This window comes from Pyrinomonadaceae bacterium, from assembly GCA_036277115.1.
Taxonomy (GTDB): Bacteria; Acidobacteriota; Blastocatellia; order Pyrinomonadales; family Pyrinomonadaceae; genus UBA11740.
On the sequence record DASUNM010000002.1, the window covers coordinates 37,906 to 58,679 of the forward strand.

14 protein-coding genes are annotated in these 20,774 nt (G+C 56.8%); 7 read left to right on the plus strand and 7 right to left on the minus strand.

Annotation, left to right across the window (positions count from 1 at the left end):
* Positions 1-30: 30 nt before the first annotated feature.
* From VFX97_00285 to VFX97_00295, 3 genes are all read left to right on the plus strand, one after another.
* Positions 31-1,194: a threonine synthase gene (locus VFX97_00285; GenBank protein HEX5701636.1), complete on the plus strand. Its 1,164-nt coding sequence runs from the start codon at positions 31-33 to the stop codon at positions 1,192-1,194.
* A gap of 108 nt (positions 1,195-1,302) precedes the next feature.
* On the plus strand, positions 1,303-1,683 hold the full coding sequence (locus tag VFX97_00290) for a hypothetical protein (protein HEX5701637.1): 381 nt from the start codon (positions 1,303-1,305) through the stop codon (positions 1,681-1,683).
* 17 nt (positions 1,684-1,700) lie between these two features.
* Entirely contained in the window at positions 1,701-2,957 is a 1,257-nt protein-coding gene (locus tag VFX97_00295) for a hypothetical protein (protein ID HEX5701638.1), read from the plus strand.
* A gap of 72 nt (positions 2,958-3,029) precedes the next feature.
* Here VFX97_00295 and speB read toward each other — a convergent pair whose 3' ends face one another.
* The 3 genes from speB to speA form a co-directional block, all read right to left on the minus strand.
* On the minus strand, positions 3,030-3,935 hold the full coding sequence (gene speB / locus VFX97_00300; protein HEX5701639.1) for an agmatinase: 906 nt from the start codon (positions 3,933-3,935) through the stop codon (positions 3,030-3,032).
* Between the two features lie 98 nt (positions 3,936-4,033).
* Positions 4,034-5,095, minus strand: coding sequence for a deoxyhypusine synthase family protein (locus tag VFX97_00305; protein ID HEX5701640.1), 1,062 nt, complete (start codon positions 5,093-5,095; stop codon positions 4,034-4,036).
* 83 nt (positions 5,096-5,178) lie between these two features.
* Complete coding sequence (speA, locus tag VFX97_00310) at positions 5,179-7,116, minus strand: biosynthetic arginine decarboxylase (GenBank protein HEX5701641.1); 1,938 nt, start codon at positions 7,114-7,116, stop codon at positions 5,179-5,181.
* Positions 7,117-7,540: 424 nt separating this feature from the next.
* Between speA and glnA the strand changes: the two genes are divergently transcribed.
* The 3 genes from glnA to VFX97_00325 all read left to right on the plus strand — a co-directional run bounded on the left by glnA (position 7,541) and on the right by VFX97_00325 (position 12,884).
* Positions 7,541-8,965 (plus strand): type I glutamate--ammonia ligase, encoded by a 1,425-nt coding sequence (gene glnA, locus VFX97_00315; protein HEX5701642.1) that lies wholly within the window; start codon positions 7,541-7,543, stop codon positions 8,963-8,965.
* Between the two features lie 210 nt (positions 8,966-9,175).
* The gene (locus VFX97_00320) at positions 9,176-12,070 is read left to right on the plus strand and encodes a hypothetical protein (GenBank protein HEX5701643.1); all 2,895 of its coding nucleotides are present in this window, start codon (positions 9,176-9,178) and stop codon (positions 12,068-12,070) included.
* 313 nt (positions 12,071-12,383) lie between these two features.
* Positions 12,384-12,884, plus strand: a complete 501-nt coding sequence (locus VFX97_00325) for a hypothetical protein (GenBank protein ID HEX5701644.1) — start codon at positions 12,384-12,386, stop codon at positions 12,882-12,884.
* 52 nt (positions 12,885-12,936) lie between these two features.
* Here VFX97_00325 and VFX97_00330 read toward each other — a convergent pair whose 3' ends face one another.
* Complete coding sequence (locus tag VFX97_00330) at positions 12,937-15,516, minus strand: PIG-L family deacetylase (GenBank protein HEX5701645.1); 2,580 nt, start codon at positions 15,514-15,516, stop codon at positions 12,937-12,939.
* A 336-nt stretch (positions 15,517-15,852) separates the two neighbouring features.
* On the opposite strand from VFX97_00330, the gene VFX97_00335 reads away from it, so the two are divergent.
* Entirely contained in the window at positions 15,853-17,334 is a 1,482-nt protein-coding gene (locus tag VFX97_00335; GenBank protein ID HEX5701646.1) for an amino acid permease, read from the plus strand.
* A 93-nt stretch (positions 17,335-17,427) separates the two neighbouring features.
* On the opposite strand, the gene VFX97_00340 is transcribed toward VFX97_00335, so the two are convergent.
* The 3 genes from VFX97_00340 to tkt all read right to left on the minus strand — a co-directional run bounded on the left by VFX97_00340 (position 17,428) and on the right by tkt (position 20,769).
* Complete coding sequence (locus VFX97_00340; protein ID HEX5701647.1) at positions 17,428-18,285, minus strand: endonuclease/exonuclease/phosphatase family protein; 858 nt, start codon at positions 18,283-18,285, stop codon at positions 17,428-17,430.
* A gap of 97 nt (positions 18,286-18,382) precedes the next feature.
* Positions 18,383-18,613 carry a CDGSH iron-sulfur domain-containing protein gene (locus VFX97_00345; protein HEX5701648.1) on the minus strand — a complete coding sequence of 77 codons (231 nt, stop codon included), beginning with the start codon at positions 18,611-18,613 and terminating at the stop codon, positions 18,383-18,385.
* 50 nt (positions 18,614-18,663) lie between these two features.
* On the minus strand, positions 18,664-20,769 hold the full coding sequence (tkt, locus tag VFX97_00350) for a transketolase (protein HEX5701649.1): 2,106 nt from the start codon (positions 20,767-20,769) through the stop codon (positions 18,664-18,666).
* Positions 20,770-20,774 lie beyond the last annotated feature (5 nt).

Consider the following 20,774-nt stretch of genomic DNA (forward strand, 5'->3'; position numbering starts at 1 on the left):
GCGTTTTTGCGAAAGGACTCTGCGAATTTCATGAATGTTACTCATCTGGAATGCGGCGCGTGTGGCCTGCGGCATGAGGCACGACGGTTGCACAACCTTTGCACGCAATGCGGAAAGCCTCTGTTAGTTCGGTACGATTTGGCGCAGGCGGGGCGGTCTCTGACAAAGGAGAGTCTCAGGCACCGTGCGGCCGATCTGTGGCGCTACCGCGAGGTTTTGCCGGTCGACCGGTCCGAGAACGTAATCACGTTGGGCGAAGGCTTCACGCCGCTCGTGCACGCGTCGCGGCTCGGCGCATCGCTGGGCATGGACGAGCTTTACATCAAGGACGAGGGCCAGAACCCGACACAGAGTTTCAAAGCGCGTGGCATGACGGCGGCGGTTTCGATGGCTAAAGAGTTAGGCGCGCAGAAACTGGCGGTCCCGTCGGCGGGTAACGCGGCCGGGGCTTTGGCCGCGTACGCCGCGCGCGCAGGGCTGGAGGCGCACATCTTCATGCCGAAGGACACGCCGCGCGCCAACGTGATCGAATGTGAACAGACGGGCGCGCACGTGACTTTGATGGATGGCTTGATCACGGACTGTGGCGCTGAAGTCGGCAGGCGGAAAGAAGCTGAAGGCTGGTTCGACGTTTCGACTTTGAAAGAGCCTTATCGAATCGAAGGCAAGAAAACGATGGGTTATGAACTTGCCGAGCAGTTCGATTGGCAGTTGCCGGACGTGATCATGTATCCCACGGGCGGGGGCACAGGATTAATCGGGATGTGGAAAGCGTTTGATGAGATGGAGCAGATGGGCTGGATCGATTCGAAGCGGCCGCGGATGGTGACAGTGCAAGCGGCCGGGTGTGCCCCAATCGTGCGCGCCTTCGAAGCAGGGAAGCGCTTCGCAGATGAGTTTCCCAATGCGCATACCACTGCGTCAGGCCTGCGCGTGCCGAAGGCGATCGGGGACTTTCTGATTCTTGATGCGTTGCGCTCATCCGGTGGGACTGCGCTCGCGGTTACAGACGATGAATTGATTGCCGCCACCATAGAGATCGGCGCGGCGGAAGGAATCTTCTGCGCGCCCGAAGGCGCGGCGTGCTTGCCGGCCTTAAAGAGGCTTATGGCTGAAGGCGCGGTGAAACCGAACGAGCGAGTGGTGCTTTTCAACACCGGCAGCGGCGTGAAGTACGTAGAGAGTTTTTCCTAGGAGGTGTCAGAACCGCGAGCGGTAGCGACCGGATCATGATTCAAGTTGAGTGGACGATCCCATCGCTACCGCTCCGGGTCCTGACACGAAACAGAAATGGGGAAGCAAGTGACAGCTACAATCGTCGTATTTCTTTTTTGCCTGCTGTACACGGTGGCGATCGTGGCTCAGGATCGAAGTCAACGTTCGTTCGCCGCGGACGCGGCCTCAGCCAAAGCCGAAATTACCAAACTGGGTTTCGGTAAGCGCGTGAATGTGAAGTTAAAGGACGGGAAAAAGGCCAACGGTCGCATCACCGGCTTTGCTCCCGATCATTTCGTCGTCACAGATTCCAAAGGCGCCGCGTCAGCCATTGCCTATGCGGAGGTGTTCCGGGTCTCGAGGCAAAAGGAAAAGCTCGGCGTTTTCGACAAGCCCTGGCAGGGAATCATGTTCACCGCCGCCGGTGTCGGAGCTCTGTTTGAGATCGCGACGGGAATCTTCAATTGAGAAACAGGATAGGTTCTATGAAATTCATCTACATTGTATGCCTAATTCTAACGCTGGCTTTTGTCGCGCAAGCGCAACCCGCCAATTCGACCTGGCTCACCCAGGCCGAGCGCGCGAAATTCGAGGAGCTTCGCATCTCGGGCTCGGAAGCGCTCTACAACCTTGATTACGAAGGCGCGCGCAAGATCTTCAAGGAGATGGCCGTCGCTTTTCCGGATTATCCTGCCGGTCCGCAGTTTCTGGCGGACACGCTGCTGATTGAAGCGCTGTATCAAACGCGGCGTTTGCAGGCGTCGCTTTACAACAGCGATTCGTTTTATTCGAAGAACGAAGACAAGGCCGATCCGAAGCTGATCGATCAGTTTCGCACTTACACGCGTCAGGCGCGTCAGATGGTGGAAGCGCGCCTCAAGCAGAGTCCAAATGACACTGAGGCGCTGTACTTCTTCGGCGCCATTGAAGGATTGAAGGCATCGTTTGAAGAAACGGTTGAGCGCCGGCATCTAGCGGCGCTGAAAGACGGCAACGATGCGGTTGATAAGCATCGAACAGTGATCAAGCTCGACCCGAATTACCGGGACGCAGAAATGACGATCGGCCTTTACGACTACACGATTGGCGCACTGCCATTGCCGACGAAGATCGCAGTCGGTTTCATGGGACATCGCGGATCGAAGAAGCGCGGCATCGCTACGATTGAGCGCGTCGCACGCGAAGGCAATTGGGTCAAGGAAGACGCGAAGACGTTGCTCATCATGCTGTACAAGCGCGAGAACCGATTCACTGATGCCGTCGCGCTCGGGCGTGAGTTAGGCGCGAAGTATCCGCGAAATTACCTGTATAAGCTGGAAACCGCTGAGGCGCTCGTTTCGCAGGCAGCGCTCGAACGAAAAACGAATCAGGCGTCGGCGACGAGTGCGGCTGAGACGGAAGCGTTCGCGACATTTGAAACCCTTCTGCGCGACAAGACATTGCGTGAGACGGCCGGGAAGGCCCTGGATCTGATTCACTTCAAATATGGCGAAGCGCTGATGACGGCGGGCCAGCACGATCGGGCGGCGAAACAATTTATGGCTGCCGCCAGCGCTCCTGGCGGGCATCCGGGCTTGGCGACGATGTCCCTGCTTTACGCCGGTCGTGCTTTGGATTTGGGTGGAAAACGAAATGACGCTCTAACGCAGTATCGCGCCGTGCTTTCCCGTCCGAATGTCTACGACGCGCACGAACAGGCCCAGGAAGGCTTGAAGGAGAGCTACAAAAAGAAGGAGATTTAGGTCCTAGGGCTGTTTTGCGGCGGGCTATTGCCCGCCATCATGGTTTGGAACGAGGCGGGCGGTAGCCTGCCTCTAAACATTTCGGATCTTTTCAGTCTCTTTTTCAAAAACAAACCCCAGCGTCTTATAGATCAACTTGGCGCATAGAAACGCGGAAGCGTTTTGGCCTTCGACGTAAGAATACTCAGTCAGATCCATCCCGATGACGTTGCGTTTGCGCGCGAGGGTGCGAAGCAGCCCAATCGTCTCGTACCAACCCAAACCGCCCGGTTCAGGCGTTCCCGTCGCTGAGACCAGCGAGGGATCGAGACCGTCGATATCCACGGTGAGGTAGACGTTCTCAGTCAGCCCATCGACCGCTTCATCCCACCAATCGTCGCGACCGACGATGTCTTTGGCCCAGAAGATTCGCGTCGGCAGTTGATCGAGGACGCGCGCTTCATCGACGGAAATGGATCGGATGCCAACCTGCACCGCCGGAATGTTAAGGTCCTTGACCACGCGCGCCATGATGGAAGCGTGTGAATAGGGTGTGCCGTCGTAGGTGTCTCTTAAGTCAGCGTGCGCGTCGATCTGCAGGATTGAGAGGTTTGGATACTTCTCGGCATGCGCGCGAATCACGGGCGCGCTCACCGAATGCTCGCCACCGATCATGGTGACGAATTTGTCGCTGCTAATAAGTTCCTTTGCGCGATCGTAAAGCGAATTCATCATTCGCTCCGGAGGATCGATTGAGGGCGACTCATCCAGGGTGTGAATGCCGAGCTTGTAAACTTCAGCGTCGGTCTCTTCGTCGTACAGCTCCATGTTCCGCGAAGCGTCAATGATTGCCGCGGCGCCTTTGCCCGTGCCGCCGCCGTAAGACACAGTGCCTTCGTACGCAATCGGCCAAACCAGGACGCGTGAGTTTTCGAAACTGGAAAATTCTTCTTCGGCGATACCGCCGAAGTTCATCGGTAGGGACTGCGATTCAGACATAAGATTGAGTCATCGGGTCATTGATTCATTGACTCATCAAGTTCTTACCAACCTCACTGATTCAATGACTCAATGGCTCAATGAATCAATCAGTAATCTTAAGGGACGTCAATCATCAGGTCTTTACCGGCAAACGTGAAGTTCGGTCGCCGGCGGCCCTTCATGTACTTCGCAGCCGTCTGGGAAAGCGCGGTGATGATGATCGGCAAAGCGATCGTGGCGTCGCAGTTAACGTAAGCCGTCAGCGCATTGCGGGCAAGTTTTCCGTAGATCTCCTGCTCGTTAAAGAGCACAGCGGTGGAGCGGCCGCCGGGATGCGGCGAGTCAGCCGCGATCTGAATCGCGTACTTGTGCCCGAGCACCTGTTGTTTGAAGATGTGCGCCGCCATTTCCGATTGCTTTAGGAAGCTCTTCGACATGCCGCCACCCAGGCTGATGAGGCCCGAAACGCGCGCGCGCAGGGAGATCTGCGTCAGGTCGAGCACGTCCTGAACCAGATCGAACGTGAAGTTGTTCTTCTTTTCAAAGCGCGAGCCGGCAATGCCTACGGCGATCCCGCTGTCACCGATACCCGGACAGAAGACCGGCACGCGCGATTTGTAAGCCGCGGTCAGCACGCCATCTTCCGCGGCGATCTCAGCCAGTTCACGACCGAGCAAATGGAGGAACTCACGGGTTGAATAAGGCCGCGACTGGTCAAGCTGGCTGGCAAACCCGCCGACCCACTCTTCCGCTTCGTGATACTCCTCTTCGCTCGCCAGCAAATCCCACATGCGATTAATCTGAGCCACTTCCAACTCAGCGTCAGTCATGTTTGGGTGCGCCTGAAAGTGATGACGCCCGAGCGTTTCGTGCAGGTCGTGAAAAATCACATTACCGGACAGCACCAGCACATCCACGAAACGGTTCTTGATGACATAAGCCAGCAGGCGACGCATGCCCGCCGGGATCAATGCCCCTGAAGCAGTGACGGTGATCGTGGTTGCGTCGCCCAGCATGTCGAGCCAGATACGGTGTGCTTCCGCGAGTTGTCGTCCGCCAAAGCCGGCGCCTTCCATCTTTTCCAGCAGTCCGGCGACAGACCGATCGCGATCAACTTGCACGGGCCGAGTGGGGATTGTCAGGTACTTGCTTGGTTTAGGTTTACGTTGGGTTACCATAATTTTCTCGCTTCTTTGAAAAACGTTTAGCGGCTGGCTCACGCCCGCCGACGGGCAGTAGCCCGCTCTAAACTCTGGGACGTCTAATAATCATGACGACGGCGGCCCTTGTTTCGGTTACCGTTAACTGCCACATAGGTGTATGCGTCGAAACGCGATTCGTAAAAATCTACAAGTTCCGCGCCTTCCGCTTCGCTCAGTTCACCGTCTTTAATTCGTTGCGTTACCTGCCGGCGAAAGCCATCGTGCAGCAATCCGCGCTCGTAACGCGCGCGCCCCGCGGCTTCGCCGACCGTCGTTCCGCGAATCACCTTCTTGATCAGATAGCCTTCTTCATCGATATGAATCTGCGCTTCATTCGGCGTGCCGAACAGGTTGTGATTGTTGCCCATCACTTCCTGATAGGCGCCGACCAGCATGAATGCGAGATAGTACGGTTCGTTCGGATCGAGCTTGTGCAGCTCTAAAGTCTGCTTGACGTCGTGCAGGTCCACGAACTTGTCGACCACACCATCTGAGTCGCAGGTGATATCGCAGAGCGTGGCAAATTCAGTCGGCGGCTTGTTCAGCATCTGAATGGGCACGATGGGAAACAGCTGATCCAACGCCCAGTGATCGGGAACGGACTTAAAAACGGAAAAGTTCGTCAGGTATTTCGCGCACAACAGCCGGCGCAGTTCGCCGAATTCTTCAGGAACGTATTTCGATTGCTGCGCGTATCGATCCGCGCGCTCGCAGACGTCCCAGAAAAGCACCTCGCCTTTCGCGCGGTCTTCCAGCGAAATCAAACCGAGGTTGAACATCGTGAACAGTTCTTCCCGATGCTCGAGGGCGTCGTGGTAGTACTCTCGATAGTTTTTGATCGTGATCGTTTCGCGCAGATCGGCGAGTTCAATCACCACCTGGGGATCGTCTTCTTCGATTTCGATCGGCGTGATGTCTTCGACCACCGTTTCGATTTCGTCGAGCACGTTGGTCACGAGAATCGCGTGGTAAGCCGAAAGAAAACGGCCTGACTCCTGGATGATCGTCGGATGCGGCACGTTTTCGTCTTCGCAGACCTGCTTGATCGTGTAAATGACGTCGTTCGCAAATTCCTGGGCCGTGTAATTCGCCGATGAATCGAACGCCGTTTTCGAGCCGTCGTAATCCACGGCCATGCCGCCGCCCACGTCCAGCAGCTCAACCGGCACTTTCATTTGGAAGACCTTCGCGTACACGCGCGCGGCTTCCTTCATCGCGTTCTTGATCCGCTTGATGTCGGTGAGCTGCGAACCGATGTGAAAGTGCAGCAGCTTCAGCATGTCGATGCGGTCGGCTTCCTTTAGCCGATTGATAACTTCGAGCAGCTCAGTCGTGGTCAATCCGAACTTCGCCGCTTCGCCGCCTGATTTTTCCCAGCGCCCTGAGCCCTTCGAATAGAGCTTCACGCGCATGCCGATGATCGGCGAGTTGCCTTCATGGGTTTCGGCGATCCTGAGAATGTGATCGAGCTCGCTCAGTTTCTCGATGACTATGACCACCCGCTTGCCCGACTTCGCGCTGCCGAACGCCAACTGGATGAACTCTTCGTCTTTGAAACCATTGAGCACGAGTAGGCTGTCCGGCGATTGCTCGAGCGCCATCGCCGCATACAACTCAGCTTTCGACCCCGCTTCGAGGCCAAAGTCGTAACGCGATCCTTCGCGCAGGTACTCTTCGACGACCGCACGTTGCTGGTTCACCTTCATTGGATACACGCACATGTGCGCGCCCTGGTACTCAAATTCGCGAATTGATTTGCTGAAGGCGCGTTGCAGCTTGCGCACTTGCCCGGCGACCAGTTGGGGAAACCGCAGCAGCACGGGCGCGGAAATTCCTCTGCGCGTCAGATCCTCGATGATCTCGCGCACGTCCGCCGCGCGGGGATCGCCTTCGGCGGGCCGGACAATCAAATTTCCTTTGCGATTTACGTCGAAGTAGCCTGCGCCCCAATTCTCTATTCCGTAGGTTTCGACGGTCTGTTCGATAGCTGTGGTCAACTAGCGGTTTCTCCCTGGAGTTCTCTTTAACGCGTTTGTCCGCGCAACAATCCCGACGGTCGGGACTGCATTTCCGAGCGGATATGTTGGGGTTGGAACCTTAAGCGGAAAATTTAACAGAAAACGGGGGGTCGGTCTATAACTTTTTTCCGCCACTAGTGTGTTGTTTTCTTCGCTAAATGCAAAAACTCGTATGTTTTGCCGAAGACATGTCAGCGCGAACCATAATCTGTAGTCCGCAAATAAAACCCAAACAGACTGTTGACAGAACTAATTCCGAGGTTATAATGCACGTTTTTTGATGCGCGGTTCATGACGCTTCTTCGCGCGCTACACACCGTCCGGTCCACGAAAGTCTTCGCACCAAACAGCCGTAAGGGGCGAAGGTCAAGCACATCACTCACTTTTCCAGACAGGAGATCAGATGAACGCTAAAACTGTGTTGAAGTACGCCTCTGAGCACAAGGCGAAATTTGTCTCGGTGCGATTTACCGACTTACCCGGCTCATGGCAGCACCTGACTTTTCCGATCAGCGAGCTGAACGAAGATTCGTTCGAAGACGGATTCGGCTTTGACGCTTCGTCTATTCGGGGCTGGGCGGCCATTCACGAATCAGACATGCTCCTGGTCCCGGACGCTAGTCGCCACTGGATGGATCCGTTTGCGGACGAGCCCACGCTGTGTTTGGTTGCGAATGCAGTTGACCCGCTTTCGCGTCAGGGCTACGCCTTCGATCCGCGCATGGTCGCGGTGCGTGCGGAGAGCTATCTCAAGAGTTCAGGCATTGCCGATGTCGCAAACTTCGGCCCCGAAGCCGAGTTCTTTGTTTTCGACAGCGTGCAGTTTCATAACGAGCCGCACAAAGCCGGCTACGCAATTGATTCAGACGAAGGGCATTGGAATACGGGCCGTGACGGCAACGATACGTGGGGACCGAACCTCGGTCATCGTATTCGCGCGAAAGAGGGATACGTGCCGGTACCGCCGATCGATACGCTCGCCGATCTTCGTTCGGCGATTTCACTGACGCTGGCTGAGTGCGGCATCAATGTCGAATGTCATCATCACGAAGTTGCCACCGCCGGCCAGTGCGAAATTGATTTCCGCTACGCGACGCTGCTGGGTACGGCCGACAACCTGCAATTATTCAAGTACATCGTCAAGAACACCGCGTACGAGTATGGCAAGACTGCGACGTTTATGCCGAAGCCCCTGTATGGCGACAACGGTTCGGGCATGCACTGCCACCAGTCGCTTTGGAAAGGCGACAAGCCTTTGTTCGCCGGAGACGGCTACGCCGGATTGTCGGAAACTGCGTTGCATTACATCGGCGGCTTGCTGAAGCACGCGGCGGCCATCGTCGCCTTTGCCGCGCCGACCACCAACAGCTACAAGCGTCTGGTTCCCGGTTTCGAAGCGCCGGTAAACCTGGCTTATTCAGCGCGGAATCGTTCGGCTGCGATTCGCATTCCGATGTTCTCGACGAATCCAAAGCTGAAACGCCTCGAGTTTCGTCCGCCCGACCCGTCGTGCAATCCTTATATCGCGTTCGCGGCGATGCTGATGGCGGGAATCGACGGCATCCAGAACCGCATCGATCCCGGCGCGCCCCTCGACAAGGACATCTACGATCTTTCACCCGAAGAACTGAAGGATGTTCCGAGTCTTCCCGGCTCGCTCGATGATGCGCTCACCGCATTGGAGAACGATCACGACTTCCTTTTGAAAGGCGACGTGTTCACACCGCAAATGATCGATCGCTGGATTTCTTATAAACGCGAGCGTGAGATTCAGGTGCTGCGCATGCGGCCGCATCCGTTGGAGTATTCCATGTACTACGACGTGTAATTTGCGAGTGAGTTGATGTTTTCTGAGGCAGGAGGCAAGCGCCTTCTGCCTCTTTTTCTTTGTGTCTCTGTGATTGCTCTGTGACTCTGTGGTGTGTGTCCGCGCATGATGAGATCACCACAGAGACACTGAGACCACCGAGACACTAAGGGGGTCCATTTACGCGACCCCTGCTTCGCTGGTTTCTCACGTCCGCGTAGAATGGCGTGAATGCTCGACCAGCTCGACAAATTACCTGACTCGCACACGCCGCAAGTTCTCTACGATCGGCTCGTCGAACGCGACGCCTCGATCGCGAAATTGCTTGAGCGCGACAAGGGCCTGTTCCTGGATGTGCTGGCGCTGGCGGCTTGGAGCCCCTGGTTGGCGGCAACGCTGGAACAGAATCCGGACTACCTGAGCTGGTTACAACGCGAACGCCTCGACCCGCGTGTTCGCAGTCGCGAAGACATCGGCGAAGCGCTGGCGCGATTTGCGCTCACGCACTCACAGCTCGATCCGCACGATGTGTTCGCGCGTTTTCGGCGCCGCGAGCTGCTGCGGATTTACCTGCACGACATCCGCCGCGCGCACACAGTGGCCGAGACAACTGAGGAGTTGTCGAATCTTGCCGACGCAATTCTTGAATATGCGCTCCGTTTAGCGCGCCAAAGATTGGACAACCGATTTGGATCACCCCAACGAATTGATTCGGAAGGCCGCGTGGTCGCCACTGAGTTTTGCGTTATCGCGCTCGGAAAGCTCGGATCCCGGGAGCTCAACTATGCTTCGGACATCGATTTGATGTTCCTTTTTTCGGATGAAGGGATGACAGCCGTGGGCGGGACGCGTGGGCAGGTCACGAATCGAGAATATTACGTGAAGCTGGCTGAACACATTTTGCGTCTGGTTGGCGAACCGAGCGGCGAAGGCGCCGCCTATCGCACGGACGTCAGGTTGAGACCGCATGGCCGCGAAGGCACACTGGCCTGCGCGTTGAATGAAGCAACTCTCTATTACGAGAAGCGGGCCGACGATTGGGAGTTACAAACGTTGATTCGCGCGCGCTCTGCCGCCGGTTCCGAAGCGCTTTTCCACCGGTTCGCAGCCTCAGTCATTGATCGCATCTATCGCACAGACGTCAGCGTCAGCGCCGCGCTGTCCCATGTTCGGCTCTCAAAGGAAAAGATCGACATTCAACGTGAGCGCAGCGACAAAGGCTTTAACGTAAAGCTCGGCCGCGGCGGGATCCGCGAAATCGAATTCATCGCCCAGGCGCTTCAACTTGCTTTCGGCGGTCGTGACCCCTGGCTGCGCACTCCCCATACTTTGATCAGTCTCGCGCGCCTGGCAGATCGATCGTTAATAACAGAATTCGAACACACGCAGTTGTCCGCTGCTTATCAGTTCTGGCGCTGCCTCGAACACCGTCTGCAAATGGAGCACGGCCTGCAAACTCACTCGGTGCCGAAGGATGAAGCGCGACGGGAATTGATCGCCCGGCGCATGGGTTTCGCGGAGAAAAATTCGACCAGCGGTTTTGACGCCGCAATGACACGTCATGCGACTAATGTACGCGTCGTCTTTGATCGCGTGTTCGCCGACACAGACCCCGGCGCGGTTGAAGAGCAGCACCTGAGCCGGTTGTCGCGGGCCAGTGCGCACTCACCTGATCCTGAAGCCATGGCCGCGGCTAAGGCCGCCTCGATCTTAATCCAACATGTCGCTCCGTCTGATACTGAAAGCGCAGGCGCGCTGGCTGGCGTTGATGAACTCGCGGCGTGGCTGCGCAGTACAGCGGCGGCAACTGACCCGCGCCGCGGTCTGTCTTTCGCCCTGAGAATTGCCCGTTCGCTGGAGAAGGAAGCTGAACACGCCAAGGTTACTTTGTCGGAGCTGAAATCGACGATTCAGCTCTGCAGCGTTTCAGACGTTTTCGGTGAAATGATCGCCAGCCGCCCCGTTCTGATTCACGCGGTCGAAACAAAAGGCGATTCGGTTCGACCGCGAAACTACGCGCGCGAATTTCAAAGATCCCTTTTACCGGAGGACAGCTTTCGCGCGGAACTTGACGCGTTGCGCCGTCATTGGTCCGAGGCTCTGGTTCGGATTGCTGCGCGCGATGCCGCGCGTGACATGGCTCTCGATGAAGTCAATCACCGGCTGACGGCCCTGGCGGCCGAAAGCATTGATGTTGCGCTGCGGATCTCGCGAGACGAACTCGAGCGTCGTTACGGAGAGCTCGCGGCTGAGCCCCGCGTCGCGGTTCTTGGCCTGGGGCGGCTTGGCAGTGGCGGCATGGACTACGGCTCGGATCTCGACGTGGTCGTCGTTTACGACGCGGCGGCGCCATCTCCGGTGGCGGGACAAACTCATGATGAAACCTACGCGCGGCTTGTCGAGCTGATGATCGCGGCGTTGGCGAACGTGACGCGCGAAGGCTCGCTCTACCGTGTTGACCTGCGTCTGCGTCCGGACGGTCAGAAAGGACCAATCGTTTCCAGCGCCCAAAGTTTCCCTGCTTATTTGAAAGAGCGCGCGGCAATTTGGGAATGGCTGGCGTATGTAAAGCTCCGCGCGGTCGCGGGTGACCGGGATTTTGGCGCGAGCACGGAAGCGGAAGCGCGGCACTGCATTCACGACCTGGCCAGCCAAACTGACGCGGCTGAGTTGCTGGCAGAAACTCATCGCGTTCGGGCGCGGCTGGAGAAAGAGAAGACGTCTCGTCGCAAGTCGGGCATCAATATCAAGTATGGCGCGGGCGGCATGCTCGACGTTTACTTTGCTGTGCGCTACTTGCAGTTGCGCGACAACGTGCCCGATGATGAAGAGGATCGAACGACGCTCGGGATGTTGAAGCGGTTGCGCGACGCGGGTTCGATCGATGACGAGAATTTTCGCGCGTTGCGCGACGGTTACCGGTTGCTGCGTGCGGTTGATCACGAAACGCGGCTGGTAGTGGGACGATCGGCGACGTTGCCCGATACGTCTCATGCGGCGTTCGCCGACATCGCGCGACGACTCGACTGTGAATCGGAGCAGACATTGAGCGCTGAGTTGCGATCGCGTATGAAAGACATTCGCGCGGCCTACGAACGAATCATGCGAGTTGGATTGAGTTTATGATAGAGCCTGAAAACCAATGCCGGCGATGCGAAACCGGCCGATTACGCGGCTGGAGCGAACTCAACGACGAAGAGCGCGAAGTCGCGTTGCGTCTGCCCGCTTCAAAAGACTATTCAATTGAAGAACGATCTGCCCGTCATCGTTGGTGCACGCGCTGTTGGTACGAGGATAAGGGCGGTGAGTCGCGACAAGCTTGAAAATCAGACGTCAGACGTCAGACGGCAGACATCAGACGTCGGACGTCAGACATCGGATTTACTTGTGATGTCTGACCACTGACTTCTGATGTCTGATCTGTGACCTCTGTCTTTCCATGTTTCGCGTCAAATCTTCATTCAAAAGGGAACTCGAAATAAGAGCGCCGCTCCAGAAGGTGCGCGACTTTTTCGCTAATCTCAACAACCTCGCCGACATGCTCTGGGGCATTGAAGGCATTCATCGCGAGCCGGGGCTGGCGCGCTGGACGATTGCGACTGACACGCCGGTGGGCCGAATTCGTTTTTCTTTTCCGGTGCGCGATACGTCACCCAACCTGAACACGATTGAGTGGTCGCCGGCGATAAATGAAACGCAGAACCTTTTGCGTTACTCACTGAAGTTTGAAAACAGCGAAGGCCTAACTCGCGTGGACATCTCGCAGCAGGTGGAGCTGCGACGGAAGCGTGCCTGGGAACTGCATCCCGGCGTGGCTTTTATGAGCGAGGCGCGATTGAATTCAGCTTTGCAAAGGCGGATTGACGCGGCCGTCGATGATTTTCTGCTGCGTGTGAAAGAGAGGCTGGAGGCCGGGAACGCGGGCGCCTCGCCCGCTTAACTCCGGAGTTCGAGCTATTCGATAACTGCGGACGAGGGCGTCCGCGTTCCCATCACCGCCCGTAACTAATCATGTTCGCCAGCATGCGATACGCGCCCGGCACGCCGGCGCGCAACTGGCGATACCAGACCATGCTCGAGTAGATGTAATGACCCTTCCCGTAATCAGCCACGAGCAATCCACCCTTCAAAGGCGCCTCGCCCGGATCGTTTGATTGCAGCAGCGCTTTGAATTGCGGGTCCCACTCTCGCGGATAATAGAGCCCACGCTCCTGAATCCAATCCTTGAAATCATCCTGGTTCAACTTGTTCGGACTGTTTAGAAGGGGATGCTCTGGTTCGAGAAAGCTGATCGGCGCATTCTCATCCGTGATGCGTTCGTTGCCGAGAATCAGTTTGTAAGGCGATAGCTGCGGCCGGTTGCGCTGCGGGTTCGGATTGAATTCATCGATCCGGTGATAAAAGACGATCAGGTTGCCGCCCGCGTTCGCATAATCAAGCAGCTTCTGGTTCGCCGCGATCAGTTCCGGCTGTGATTCATAGACACGATTGTCAACGATGATGGATGAGTACTTCGACAGATCCGAAGTCTTAACTTCATCAACGCTAAGCTCTTTTGATTCGACGCCGAGCGCGTTCAAGGCATTGGGCAAACTGAAATCGAACCCGCGGACGTAGCCCACGCTGACGCTTCCGGCAACCCGAGCGTCAAGCCAAACCACTGGCACGCTGCGTTTGATCAGGTTTTCGTGCAGGCCGGGGTGCCGCAAACTAAACCACAAGCTATTGGCCAACTCTGGACGACGCAGGTGCGCGGCGCGATTTTCTTCGGTGTTAGGAATCGTGACCTCGAGCGCGGTAGTTTGTTCCGGAAGAAGATCGACTCGCACTCTGGTTTCCGGCGATCGATTCTCAAAGCCAAAAGCGACTTCTCCTTTGAAAGATTGTTTCCGGTGATTGATAAGTTTTATGCTGACCTTCGGCGGTGTCGCGGGAAAGATGTCTGTCCCGGCGCTGCTTACGCCGACTCGAGGACGCATGATTACCAGGGGAGCGGGACTGATTTCCGCGATGTCGAGCGACCGAGCTACGCCGATGCGTCTGGTATGACTGATGACAAATCGATCCGCAGACCCCTGGCGCAAACCAATCGTGCACTGAGTCTTCACCTCGTGGCCGAGAGCCGTCGGCTGGTATAGGTGTTCGGAGATTGGAAGATTGACCGGCGCAGTCACCGGAATGGTGAGCGGATGGCCTTCTTGATGTGATGCGCCGGAACTGATTTGCCAGCTCCCGACTATCGATGGATGACGCTTTTGCCCACGACGTCGAGAGTCACTAATGCCGAGACTCGGAACGGTCGAACTGCAACCGAACACGTTCAGAGGGCGAGTCGATGTGTTTTTAAATGTAATCCTCACCGCCGAGGTTGTTCCGGCGACAAGTGATGGATCAGTTGTCTCCACCTCGAAGTTTGCGCCCGCCGCCACCCCTGCTGCAGTGCTGATTCGCGCCCTCATTAGTGAAGCACGAGCACTTAGCGGCGATGGGGCGCCATAGTAGAGTGAGGCGGATTTTACCAGTTCCCCCAGGACTTTCGTTCGATCGTCAATGAATTCGATAAGAGGCTGGCCGCCAATTGTGGGAAGCTGTATCTCACGGTTGAAATCTTCAGGCAGTCTTAGGCCAGCATAGAAGGTCGGCGACTGTTTACCTAGCGGAGCCGCGCCTTTCGCTTCACGTTCAAGCCGGTAACGAATTAAAGGCATCTGGCCCGCCGCACCGCCTTGCCCGCTAAAGGCGCGGAAGCGCGCCGTAAATTCAGCGAAGGTCTTTGGCCAGGGGCCCTGCGTCGCGTGCTTTTGCAAAGCGGACAGCGCTTGTTCGGCGAACAAGGTGCCGCGAACAGGATCGCGTTCATTCGGATCGATGGTCACAAGTTGAGCGTCGGCCGGCGTCGCCTGCGTCCCACGTTGCCGCACAAACAGTCGCTGTACCTGCCAGGTCGTCACACCATCTTTCAACTGATCAGCAAACTTAGTTGGATCGGCGGCAGCATCGAAAGCATCGACAACCAACCGCGCGGTCGCTTGATGATGACCGTGATCGTTGCTTGTCGTTGAATGATTCGTGATGATGACGTCGGGACGAAGCTTCCTAATCTGCAGGACCATTCGCCGGAGAGCTTCTTCCTGTCCCCACTTCTGAAAAGTCTCGTCACGCGATTTCGAAAAACCAAAGTCTCTTAAGCCGAGGAAGTAAGGCTCTGAGCCTTGAATCTCAGACGCGGCCATGGTTTCGCGCGCGCGAATGGCGCCGAGTTCTTCGTAAAGCTCCGGGCCAATCGCGTTCTGTCCGCCTTCGCCGAACGTCGAAAACAGACTGACTGTGTGTGCGCCGTACTTGCGCCGCATCACGACCAGCGAAGTGCCGTCTTCATCGTCCGGATGCGCGGCGACGCACATGACTGTCCAGGGATTTGTGAGATCCAGCAGGGCTTGATAAAGGGCAATGCGATCGTCGCGAGTGGGTTGAGTTACGGCCGGTTGTTGCGCGCGTGATGAGGCGACGATCGATGCGAATGCAAGCGCTGCGACGACGACAAATCTAATTCTCCTGTTAAGGATTCTCATGACGAGCGTTCCGGGTTTTTAGTCCTTTAGGACTGAGATGTTTATAGTAACGAACGCCAATTACAACATGAAGCTCCTTTAGGAGCGAAATGTAGATCGCGGGTCGAGTCTGTTAGTCATACCTGGCTTTAGCCAGGTGGTTGCCGGCCACGTCATGGAGTCAGTACCGGGCGCGGTAGCGACCGGGTTTAAGTTGCCAATTAAGTCGACCTTACCGTAAGTCTTACCAGGTCGCTACCGCTCCCTGTACTGACCTTATCGCGTTAGATTAGGTCAATACCTACCCGTCACACCACTCGACAACTCCCAGTTTTTCACGTAAACAGTCTGTCAAAAATGTCCAACCAAACTGAGCCGCCGGCCGCGACGACGTCGAGCCATGATGAACCGCAACTGATTCGTGGCGTCGGACTTTGGGGCGCGACGACACTGAACATGATTGACATGATCGGCGTCGGCCCGTTCATCACCATCCCGCTGATCATCGCGGCGATGGGTGGACCGCAGGCGATGCTCGGTTGGATCATCGGCGCGATATTGGTCACCTGTGACGGACTTGTCTGGGCGGAGCTCGGCGCGGCGTTCCCGGGTTCCGGAGGGTCTTATCGTTATCTTTCCGAGATCTACGGTCCACGAAAGCTGGGCCGCATGATGTCGTTTCTGTTCATCTGGCAGCTCACCTTCAGCGCGCCGCTGTCGATTGCTTCTGGCGGCATCGGCTTGGCGCAATACGCGACCTACATTTTCCCCGGCATGGGTCACGAAACGAGAGTGGCGATTCCGATTTTGGGAAATGTTGAAATCAACGCATTCCCAGTCATTCTGGTTGCGATAGGAGCAGTGAGCATCGCCGTCTTTTTGCTTTATCGGCGGATCACCTTGATTGAGCGCCTCGGAAAGTTCCTTTGGATCGGTGTGATGCTCACCATCCTCTGGATTATTTTCGCCGGCGTCACACATTTCGACCTGAAACTCGCACTCGATTTTCCACCGGACGCATTTACGCTGCGGCCTGAGTTCTTTACCGGACTTGGGGCGGCGCTGCTGGTCGCGGTTTACGACTATTGGGGTTATTACAACGTCTGCTTCTTCGGCGGCGAAGTGAAAGACCCGGCGCGGACAATTCCGCGCGCTCTGCTGTTGTCGATTCTGTTCGTCTCGATCATCTACATCGTGATGAACATTTCGATTCTGGGCGTGATCCCCTGGCGCGAGTTTGCGGGCACCGCGAACACGCCGGCGCAGCGTTACGTCATCTCGTCGTTTATGGAGAGACTTTATGGGACCAAGGCGGGCGTCGTAGTCACTGCGCTGATCATGTGGACGGCGTTTGCGTCAGTGTTCTCACTGCTGCTGGGCTACTCGCGCGTGCCGTTCGCCGCCGCGCGCGATGGGAACTACTTCCGCGTATTCGAAAAAGTCCACCCGCGTCATCGCTTTCCCTATGTCTCGCTGTTGGTGATGGGCGGCATCGCGGCGGTGTTCTGTTTCTTCCGCCTGGCCGACGTGATCGCGGCCCTCGTCGTGATTCGGATTCTGGTGCAATTCCTCGCGCAGATCGTGGGCGTGATTGTCCTGCGCGTGCGCCGCCCTGATTTGCCGCGACCATTTCGCATGTGGCTTTATCCGTTGCCGGCCCTGCTCGCGCTGGCAGGATTTATCTACGTTCTTATCTCGCGCCGGAATTTCTTGAAAGAAGTGCGCTATGCAGCGGTGCTGGTCGTGGTCGGTTTGACGATCTATTTCATCCGTGCGCGGATGCGCGGAGAGTGGCCGTTTGAGAGAGTGTCGGAACCACCTGCGGTAGCGGGTGGCTGATCTCTGAAATCAGGCCTTCCGAGTCGTTTAAAGGCGACCGCCCGCCGTCCTGAAAATGCGAGCAGGGCGGGCAGTAGCCCGCCTCTAAACAACTTAGGGTTTAGTGAGTTCCAGATCCGCCACGACGGGAATGTGATCGGAAGCCAGCGTGTTAACCACCCAGGCCCGCTTAGTTTTAAATCCATCGGTCCGCCGCGTGAAGATGTAATCAATCCGCTTAGCGGGTTTGTCCGCGGGATAACTGAATCCTTCACCGGTTCCACGACCGTCAATCCAGGCGTCGTCAAAAGCATTACGCATCAATTGATACGTTTGGCCCGAGGGGAGGTCGTTGAAGTCGCCGACCACAATCAAAGGCCCCTTCACATCACTGAGCGACGCCAGCATCTGTTGCGCTTCAAACAAACGGCCGTCGTCGTGCTGATAGTCCAGGTGCGTAGTCACAAAATGGACCACGCGCCCGTCTATCCTAAGTTCTGCGCGGATGAAGCCGCGTCGTTCGGCTTCGCGCAGGTTCTTATACAGCCGGTGCTCGGTGGCTCTGATTGGAAAGCGCGAAAGAATTGCGACGCCGTATTGTCCACCTTGATACGGAAGGTTGAAGGCGAAGGCGTACTCCATGCGCGTTAGCTTGGACAGCTCGACGATCTCGTCGATTCGTTGCGTGCGCTGAACGCCACGATCGACTTCCTGCAAACCAACCAGGTCAGGCTTTTCTTTGTTGATGACGCCGGCGATGCGCTGCAGGTCGAGTTTCTTGTCCATGCCGATGCCTACATGGATGTTGTAGGTCATCACGCGGATGGTTTTCGCAAAAGCGTGGGGAACCAGAACGAAGAATGCGGTGAGAACTGCGAGGCGAAAAAGAAAAGGCGTCAGAGTTCCGGCTTTAGTCGGGGCTTGGGCGCGCGGTGTGTCAGAACCCGGAGCGATAGCGATGGGACCATCCATTCAAGTGTCACCTTGATCGGGTCGCTACCACCACCCCACGCGGGCTGCCCGCGAGGGGACCCCGGTCCGCTCGCCATTCTGACAGAAAGCGCATTAGTTACGTCTGCGGCTCGGCGCTCTCGGGATTGATAGTCTCAGCGGCTTGAAAGCCAATCCGGCTGTGTGTGCCGTCGCAGAAGGGTTTGTTTGATGAGGCACCGCACCGGCACAGTGCAATCTTCGGCCGGCCTTCGGTGGAAATCTTGTTGCCTGCGGTGTCGTAAATATCGACGTCCCCTTCGACGAGATACGGGCCATTTGGTTTCGGACGAATAGAAACGTCTGCCATGTTGTCCCCCTGAAAGACTCAGTTAATAAAAGCGTGGGCGCATTCTAGCACTACAACAACGCCCGCGCTTGCTTCACTACATTCTCGACATTGAAGCCGAGGTTCTTCAGCGCCACGTCGCCCGGCGCGGACGCGCCAAAGCGATCCAGGCAAATCTTGTCTCCCTTGAATCCCACGTAACGATCCCAACCCTGTCCGACTGACGCTTCGATTGACAGCCGCGCGGTCACTGAAGGAGGCAGGACTTCGTCGCGATACTCCTTCGATTGTTCTTCGAAAAGTTCGAGGCAGGGCATTGAGACGACGCGGGTGGGAATCCCATCACTTTGAAGTTGTTCGCGGGCTTCCAGTGCGAGTGAAACCTCTGAACCCGTGGCGAGGAGGATCAACGCGGGCATTACCCGGTCGCTACCACCACCCCGCGCGGGCTGCCCGCGCAGGGACCCCGGTCCGCTCCCGGTACTGACCTCATCGCCAGCGACACCTTCGGCTTCCGCCAGGATGTAAGCGCCGCGCCTCAATCCTTCAGCCGGCGCAAACTTCTCTCGATCAATCAAAGGTACTTTCTGGCGCGTCAAAGCAAGCGCGGTAGGCGCTTCGCGTCGCAGAATTGCCAGCCGCCATGCCTCGCGGACCTCGTGATTGTCGGCAGGCCGCACAACAAACAAGTGTGGGATGGTGCGTAACGCGGGAAGATGTTCGACCGGCTGATGCGTTGGGCCGTCTTCGCCCAAGCCGACCGAATCGTGCGTGAAGACGTAAATGACTTGCACCTCAGACAGGCACGCCAGCCGAATCGCCGGCCGCATGTAATCGGAAAACGTCATGAACGTTCCGCCGAACGGAATCAAGCCGCCATTCAGAGACATTCCCGTCATCGTCGATCCCATCGCGTGCTCGCGGACGCCGAAGTGAATGATGCGGCCTGCGTAGTTACCGGCTCCAAAACTTCCACCATCTTTGATGTCGGTGTTGTTCGAAACGCCGAGGTCGGCAGAGCCGCCAATCAGCATCGGCAGATGCGGCGCAAGTGCGTTGATGACTTTGCCACTGGCGACGCGCGTGGCCATCGCCTCAGCATCTGCAAATGAAGGCAGGTGCTTCTCCCAATCAGCCGGCAGTTCGCCGCTCATCATCTCCTGCCAAAGTTTGCCTTGTTCCGGGTTCTTCTTGAGGTATTCATCGACCAGCGCGTGCCATTTACTTTCGTGCTGCGCGCCGCGATCGATCGCCTTCCGAAAGTGCGTCAACGCTTCTTCGGGAACATAAAACTCTTTGTCTTCCGGCCAGCCGAGATGTCGTTTCGTCTCACGTACGGCCTCTGCACCCGGGGGATCGCTGTGAGCTTTGCGCGTGCCGGCTGTCGGCATGCCGTAACCGATCGTCGTCCGCACTGAAATCAGCGAGGGCCGATCGGCGACCGCTTGTGCGTCACGAATGGCTGCTTCGATTGCGGCCAGGTCGTTGCCGTCTTCAACGGTTGAAGTGTGCCAGCCTAATGACTCAAATCGTTTCGGCACGTCCTCCGAAAAAGCAAGGTCGGTAAAGCCTTCGATGGTTACCTTGTTGTCGTCATAAAGGTAAATGAGCTTGCCCAGCTTCAGATGGCCCGCGAGCGACGCGGCTTCGGCAGCTACGCCTTCCATCAAGTCACCGTCTGACACGATCGCGTAAACATAATGATCGACGAGCGGAAAATCCTTTTCGTTGAACTTCGCGCCCAGATGCGCCGACCCCATCGCCATGCCCACGCCGTTGGCAAAACCCTGACCGAGCGGGCCGGTCGTGACTTCTACGCCCGGAGTCAAAATATTCTCCGGGTGGCCCGGCGTCTGCGATTCCCATTGGCGAAAATTCTTGATGTCATCAAGCGAAAGTTCATACCCGGTGAGATACAACAGCGCGTAGAGCAGCATGCAGCCGTGGCCCGCGGACAAGAGGAAACGATCGCGGTTTTCCCATTTAGGATTCTTCGGGTTGTAGCGCATAAAGCGCGTCCACAGAACATAAGCCATCGGCGCGGCGCCCAAAGGCAAGCCGGGATGGCCCGAGTTCGCTTTTTGCACTGCGTCAATCGCCAGCGTGCGGATCGTGTTAATGCACAGTTGATCCAGTTCCGGTGTCGTCTCGAGTGTTTGCTGCATTCTTGCGCTCATTAGTT

Coding starts and splice junctions, on each gene's coding strand:
- VFX97_00285 (HEX5701636.1), top strand. CDS start 31: ATGAATGTTACTCATCTGGAATGCGGCGCGTGTGGCCTGCGGCATGAG.
- VFX97_00295 (HEX5701638.1), top strand. CDS start 1,701: ATGAAATTCATCTACATTGTATGCCTAATTCTAACGCTGGCTTTTGTC.
- speB (HEX5701639.1), bottom strand. CDS start 3,935: ATGTCTGAATCGCAGTCCCTACCGATGAACTTCGGCGGTATCGCCGAA.
- VFX97_00305 (HEX5701640.1), bottom strand. CDS start 5,095: ATGGTAACCCAACGTAAACCTAAACCAAGCAAGTACCTGACAATCCCC.
- glnA (HEX5701642.1), top strand. CDS start 7,541: ATGAACGCTAAAACTGTGTTGAAGTACGCCTCTGAGCACAAGGCGAAA.
- VFX97_00320 (HEX5701643.1), top strand. CDS start 9,176: ATGCTCGACCAGCTCGACAAATTACCTGACTCGCACACGCCGCAAGTT.
- VFX97_00325 (HEX5701644.1), top strand. CDS start 12,384: ATGTTTCGCGTCAAATCTTCATTCAAAAGGGAACTCGAAATAAGAGCG.
- VFX97_00330 (HEX5701645.1), bottom strand. CDS start 15,516: ATGAGAATCCTTAACAGGAGAATTAGATTTGTCGTCGTCGCAGCGCTT.
- VFX97_00335 (HEX5701646.1), top strand. CDS start 15,853: ATGTCCAACCAAACTGAGCCGCCGGCCGCGACGACGTCGAGCCATGAT.
- VFX97_00340 (HEX5701647.1), bottom strand. CDS start 18,285: ATGGATGGTCCCATCGCTATCGCTCCGGGTTCTGACACACCGCGCGCC.
- VFX97_00345 (HEX5701648.1), bottom strand. CDS start 18,613: ATGGCAGACGTTTCTATTCGTCCGAAACCAAATGGCCCGTATCTCGTC.
- tkt (HEX5701649.1), bottom strand. CDS start 20,769: ATGAGCGCAAGAATGCAGCAAACACTCGAGACGACACCGGAACTGGAT.